This is a genomic window from Blautia intestinalis (assembly GCF_014297355.1).
GTDB lineage: Bacteria > Bacillota > Clostridia > Lachnospirales > Lachnospiraceae > Blautia_A > Blautia_A intestinalis.
This window is the reverse complement of the sequence record NZ_JACOQE010000024.1, coordinates 1-5,530: the sequence shown is the minus strand read 5'-3', so window position 1 is coordinate 5,530 and position 5,530 is coordinate 1. Positions and strand designations below refer to the sequence as shown.

Sequence of the window (5,530 nt, the reverse complement as noted above, 5' to 3'; positions counted from 1 at the left end):
TAACTGTCATCAAAGAGCCAGACGCTTAAGACGCAGAGCCGATGAAATTGTGGAACAATTCACGAATCATCGGCTCTTTTTGTTTCGTATTTGAAAGAACAAACTCACCAAATAAAAAAAACGATATTCGGGTGGGTTATTTTGTTATACCCTAAATTACCCTCTGAATTTGTTTTTAAATTTGGAGGGATTTTTTTATGTTCTTTTTTCGGGCGGTTATTCATCTGCTCATACGAAGTAAAATTTATCAATACATAGCATATCAGAGAATGGCAGGAAACCAGTTAAAAAAATTTCTGCCAGTGCAGCGGTACTTCTCACCTTGAAAGTGGAAGTACAATCTCCATACAACAGAATTTGTATTTCCCATAACCGTGAAGGTCACAGAGCCTTTGCGGTTTTTCTTTTGTCGTTTTTTGTTGGAAAGTGCCGCAGGGCTGTTTCTGGTGTGCGTTGCCGCTCCCCGCCTCTCCATCTGGATTTTTACATTTCAAAAATTCAGATTGGAGGTATTAGCGGTGAAATACGCACCAAGAAAAGTATATATCAAAGAAAGCGGCGGCTATGTGGAACTGTCCTATACGGATTTCTGCCGCCGCAGGCAAGCCGACAAGGGATATATGGACAAGCTGTTTATCCCCGTCCAAGGTTGTCTGCTTGAAGTCGTAAGGGAGCAATATGCGGACTTCTACCGTGACAGGGAGCGGTGGCGTTACCTGCAAAAATTAGATGCGAGGAACAGCCTGCTATCTCTGGACGGATTTACGGACAGCGAGGGGAATCCTCTGGACTTTATCGCTGATGAAGCGGCGGACATTGCGGAAACCGTTGTCAATGCTGTTATGGTGGACAGGCTGAAAGCCGCCCTGCCTTTGTTGTCGGATAGTGAGCAGGAGTTGATACAGGCAATCTTTTTTGACGGACTTTCCGAGCGTGAAGTCGGGGCGAGGTTAGGCATAACCCAGAGCGTTGTGAACAAACGCAAAGCCAGAATCCTAAGAAAACTAAGAAAGATAATAGAAAATTAAAATTTAAGGCGTTCAGCCCCCTTGTTTTTTCCTTTGGGAAAATGAGGGGGCTTTTCTCTGCCCTCTCAATCAATTCTGATTGGAGGAAGAAAGAATGGCATACAACCACGGACGGGAGGACAGGAAATGGCGTATCTGGAAAGAAGCGGAGGAAAAGCTGCTGCGTGAGTGCGGCGTTGATGAAGTGACCATTGAGCAGATACGCATAGCGGACAGGGCAGACTTCAATTCCAACAGGCGGTTTTACCGATGGACGAATGACGTTGCGGAATACCTTGAGGACATGGCAGACAGGGAGCGGCAAGCGGAGGTGAATACAGTTGCGGAGTTACTGGACGAGATTGAGAGCGAAAATCTCTATCAAGTATTAGTCACGGTGGACGGGCGTACCTTGAAAATCGTCCTGCTGAAAATGCAGGGGTATTCCACAAAGGAGATTGCCCCACTTGTGCATTTGACGACTGGTGCCATCTATGCGAGGTTAGACCATCTGCGGAAGAAGCTTCGGAAAATTTTGTAAGCGTCTAATACATCCCATTATTCTGCGGGCTACTGGGTGGGGAGTGGAATCTCCCCGCTTATTTTTGGCAGGAGGAAAACGGGATGGCATATAAAGCTAAGGCGTACACGCTTCGGGAGGAATCCACGGAAAGCGGTATAAGGTATTTTATCAGTTTTAAGGACGGGCAGGGGGAACACCACGAACTGGAAGTATCCGAGCAGTTATTCTTTGAATTTCGGCAGATGGAACGCAGGAACAGGAATCTTCTCCAATGGGACGAGCGGCACAGGGAGTTTTCGGAAGTATGGGACGAAACGCTGAACAGGCGGGCGTTAAAGCTGCCTAAGAGCATTGAGGAACAAATGATTGAAGCAGAACGGGCGGAACTGCTCTGTAAGGCGGTTGACAGACTGCCAGAGATACAAAGGCGACGTTTCCTGCTCTACTACGAGTATGAGTTCAATTTTTACCAAATAGGCATTGTAAGCAGTATCCAGATGATTAGACAGTTCATATATATAAGCGTAGTTTCCCCCGGTGGTGGGCGGGCTTTTTTTGATAAGTCAATAACTGTCGGATTTTGTCGATATGCTTTTTGCTTCATGGCGGCTACCTCCTTTAGCCGCCGATTTCAACAGTGATACCGCGTCATTTCATTAGAAGATAAAAAGAAACGGCGGCTTTGATTTTTCAAAGCTGCTGCGGAAATCAAAGAACGACAAGCAACAGTTCTGATTTTGCTCCAATATGGTTATTAGGGGCACAAATTAAAATCAAAAAAGAGCCGATAACAGCAGTATTTCAAACTGCATATTATCGGCTCTGCGTCTGTGCGTCTGGCTCTTTTAATTAAATTATTTCTGTTGTTTTTTGGCTTTATTATATGTATTAGCTAACTGTCCACAAGCTGCTTTAATCTCTCTACCATGAGAAACTCTCATGGTAACTTCAAGTCCTGTTTGCTCTAATTGATGTTTGAACGCAACCATTTCTTGTTTTTGTGGTGCTCTAATTTTTGAATTACTCGTCGGGTTGTATTGCAGCACGTTAATCATAACATTTTTGCCCTTAAACCATTTTGCAAGTTGCCTTATATCTGAGGAACGGTCATTTATACCTGGTAAAAGCAAATACGCAAATACCACTTTTCGATTATGCCTTTGAGAATAGGACAATGCTTGCTTAACAACATCTTCAATAGCGTACATGTGCATATGAGGAATGATACAGTTTCTCGCAGCCTGTGTTGCTGCATGTAAAGATATTGTCAACTGAATTTTTAGATGTTCTTCGCGCAATTTTTTTAATTGATTAACTGGACCAACTGTTGATACGGTAATGCCGTCGGTTGGAAAGTTAAGTCCATTTCTATCTCGAAGAATATGGATTGCTGCAATCAAGTTGTCGTAATTGAATAAAGGTTCTCCCATTCCCATAAAAACGATACGATTTACTTTTTGACGTATCAATACAACCTGCTGCACAATTTCAGACGGTGTTAGATTACGAACAAAACCATTGCGTCCGGACTCACAAAAAATACAGCCAACAGAACAACCAACTTGCGTACTTACGCAAACAGTCCCACCATCTCGCCGTTTAATAAAAACCGTTTCAATATACCTGTTATCTTTCAATTCATAAACATACTTTTCAGTATCGCTACTTTTATAGACTTTTTTTGTTGATATTGATAGATTTTCTTTGTGAAATGGCTGTTTATACAATTCCGTATATAAGGCTCTTGCTTTATCCTCTCCAATTACTTCCGACATTTCTTTGTAAGTAAATCCGTATGGGTCATTCAATATTTCCGTAGGTGTACTTTTAGGTAAGTGTTTCATTTAAATATCCTTCCTTTTCAAAATTAAAAAGTTTGTTTTTCAGAGTTTTTGATTATGATTTCTAGTTTTTCAACATCAACGATATGCGTTAATTTACATTTAGGGCAGAAAAGAGGAAAATTTCTTAATACCGTATTATAAAATACTTGAACCCTCGTCTTTCCGTTACAAATTGGACATTTTATCCAATATTTTTCAAGCATAATATTTCTCCTTTTGCGCAAAAAAATGCAGGTCAATTCTCAACATGAGCATTGACCTGCATTTATACATATAATACTACAACAAAATTAAGGCATAGTTTTTATACTATGTCTATACGTCGTTAGTTTTGTTGTATAGCATACGCAAAATAAGCATGACAAAAAAGCCCATATTGAAAATGGGAAAAATCTTTTTTGATTTCAATGCTTATCGAATACGCATGCTATGTAACATAAACATTCCCCCCCTTTTATATAATATTATATACAAAAGCAGCTTGTTGTCAACATATATATATATGAATTATTTTGGCTAACTGATAGAACTACGTAGACATATCCAAGAAGAAAGGGGAACAGTAAAATGTAATAGGGTGAATAACTATGGCAAAAAGACCAGTACCACGATACGACTTTAAGGCTTTTGGGGCAGCGATAAAGGCAGCGCGTGAGGGATGCAAGGAGAGCCGCAAGAAAGTAGGCGACGAAATGTTTATCTCGCCGCGCTACCTTGCGAACATTGAGAACAAGGGGCAGCACCCAAGTTTACAGATATTCTTTGAGCTGATACAGCGTTACCATATATCCGTAGACCAATTCCTTTTAGAAACGCCGCCGGAGAAGAACACGCAGCGGCGGCAGCTTGACGCGCTTCTTGACGGTATGAGCGATACAGGCATACGGATTGTAACCGCAACGGCAAAGGAGATTTCCGAAGTCGAAAAAGAGGGCGAATAGGAATGTCCGACTTAAAACTGAACAGGATTTAGAAAGCGTTGTAATCTTTTTTGAGGTTGCAGCGTTTTTCTTTTGCGTAAGTTTGGCAAAATCGCTTTTTCTCCGTAGTAGGTGATAAGAGCCTAAAGGATAAAAACATTCGTAGCAAGCATAGGAAGCGGGTACCACTTCCGTATTTTCGCCCTCCCGCGCTGCGGCGCGTCGGTTGAAAATTGCTTGTTGGGAAGTGTAATCTACCAATGCCTGCAGCTCATCAGCGACATGGTGGACATCAAAAGGTTTGGCACGGATGCTGCCATCTCCATTGAGAATGGCAACGGTGCTCTTGGATTTTGAAACATCGATACCAACAGCAATCATAAGAAAGACGCTCCTTTCGTAAGTGATTTATGATTGGATCCAGCTCTTCAAGGTTCACTCATATTCTTTCGTTAAACGGGAGAAGCAATCTTTCCCAACTTGCTGAATCGAATGTAGAACAATGAAGGCGGGCTGACACATTTAACTTCGGGCGTGGTGTCCCAATCGGAAATTACGTCAGACCAATCACCTTCATCATAAAGAAAGAGCAGAGACTGTAAAAGCCTCTACTCATATATTAAGAATCGGAATTTGTGTGTGGAGGTGATGGTTGTGAAGAAAAAAGTAACAATAGCGTTTGTCATCACTGGCATTCTTGCTATAAGTACAATGATTATATTTTCAACATATAAGTCTTCGGAAGCCTATCGAAAAGCAAAAGCAAAGACACAGTGGGAGTGTTCTGTGGTCTGTGCGGAAAAGTCAACGCCTGATTCCTATGTAATTACATATTCTGACGCAAAAATTTTGTCTAATACAGGCGTGTTGACAGTCCAGAACAGAAACGATTTTGACATTACTGTACATCTGCTCTGTGAAGGAAAACAGGAACTTGTATCTGACAGTATTCCTGCTGGCGGTTGCTATTCTTTTCAGAATGTTACAGATAAAGAATACACGGTAGGTATTCATGCTGAGGTTGATGAAAATACGGATATAAAAGCATTTGTATATGATGGAAAAGACACTGAACCATATACAAGATAAATGGTTTCTAATTGCAAGATAAATTCAAGTTGAACAAAATCGCTGCGCGATGGCCTGCCAAGGCTGTGGCGCAGCTTTCTTTTTCTCAATAATAAAATAGGCAATGGCAATTCTTACCAGTATTTGATATTGTAAAGTTACCACACA

Annotated in this window: 6 protein-coding genes and 1 pseudogene; 5 read left to right on the top strand and 2 right to left on the bottom strand. The window is 41.4% G+C overall.

The window, feature by feature from the left end; genetic code table 11:
• Nucleotides 1-518 precede the first annotated feature (518 nt).
• The 3 genes and pseudogenes from H8Z79_RS16530 to H8Z79_RS16520 form a co-directional block, all read left to right on the top strand.
• Nucleotides 519-1,028, top strand: a complete 510-nt coding sequence (locus H8Z79_RS16530) for a sigma-70 family RNA polymerase sigma factor (RefSeq protein ID WP_000872511.1) — start codon at nucleotides 519-521, stop codon at nucleotides 1,026-1,028.
• Between the two features lie 94 nt (nucleotides 1,029-1,122).
• Nucleotides 1,123-1,548 carry an RNA polymerase sigma factor gene (locus tag H8Z79_RS16525; protein ID WP_000323896.1) on the top strand — a complete coding sequence of 142 codons (426 nt, stop codon included), beginning with the start codon at nucleotides 1,123-1,125 and terminating at the stop codon, nucleotides 1,546-1,548.
• 83 nt (nucleotides 1,549-1,631) lie between these two features.
• A pseudogene (locus H8Z79_RS16520) lies at nucleotides 1,632-2,006 on the top strand (sigma-70 family RNA polymerase sigma factor); the annotation flags it as partial.
• Nucleotides 2,007-2,384: 378 nt separating this feature from the next.
• Here the strand turns inward: H8Z79_RS16520 and rlmN are convergent.
• Nucleotides 2,385-3,374 (bottom strand): 23S rRNA (adenine(2503)-C(2))-methyltransferase RlmN, encoded by a 990-nt coding sequence (gene rlmN, locus H8Z79_RS16515; protein WP_002569187.1) that lies wholly within the window; start codon nucleotides 3,372-3,374, stop codon nucleotides 2,385-2,387.
• A gap of 23 nt (nucleotides 3,375-3,397) precedes the next feature.
• Complete coding sequence (locus H8Z79_RS16510; RefSeq protein WP_002588768.1) at nucleotides 3,398-3,577, bottom strand: cysteine-rich KTR domain-containing protein; 180 nt, start codon at nucleotides 3,575-3,577, stop codon at nucleotides 3,398-3,400.
• Nucleotides 3,578-3,961: 384 nt separating this feature from the next.
• Here H8Z79_RS16510 and H8Z79_RS16505 point away from each other — a divergent pair, with 384 nt between their 5' ends.
• A complete protein-coding gene (locus tag H8Z79_RS16505; RefSeq protein ID WP_002569186.1) occupies nucleotides 3,962-4,315 on the top strand; it encodes a helix-turn-helix transcriptional regulator in 354 nt (117 codons plus the stop codon).
• A 627-nt stretch (nucleotides 4,316-4,942) separates the two neighbouring features.
• On the top strand, nucleotides 4,943-5,383 hold the full coding sequence (locus H8Z79_RS16495; RefSeq protein WP_005334752.1) for a hypothetical protein: 441 nt from the start codon (nucleotides 4,943-4,945) through the stop codon (nucleotides 5,381-5,383).
• Nucleotides 5,384-5,530 lie beyond the last annotated feature (147 nt).

Coding starts and splice junctions, on each gene's coding strand:
- H8Z79_RS16525 (WP_000323896.1), top strand. CDS start 1,123: ATGGCATACAACCACGGACGGGAGGACAGGAAATGGCGTATCTGGAAA.
- rlmN (WP_002569187.1), bottom strand. CDS start 3,374: ATGAAACACTTACCTAAAAGTACACCTACGGAAATATTGAATGACCCA.
- H8Z79_RS16510 (WP_002588768.1), bottom strand. CDS start 3,577: ATGCTTGAAAAATATTGGATAAAATGTCCAATTTGTAACGGAAAGACG.
- H8Z79_RS16505 (WP_002569186.1), top strand. CDS start 3,962: ATGGCAAAAAGACCAGTACCACGATACGACTTTAAGGCTTTTGGGGCA.
- H8Z79_RS16495 (WP_005334752.1), top strand. CDS start 4,943: ATGGTTGTGAAGAAAAAAGTAACAATAGCGTTTGTCATCACTGGCATT.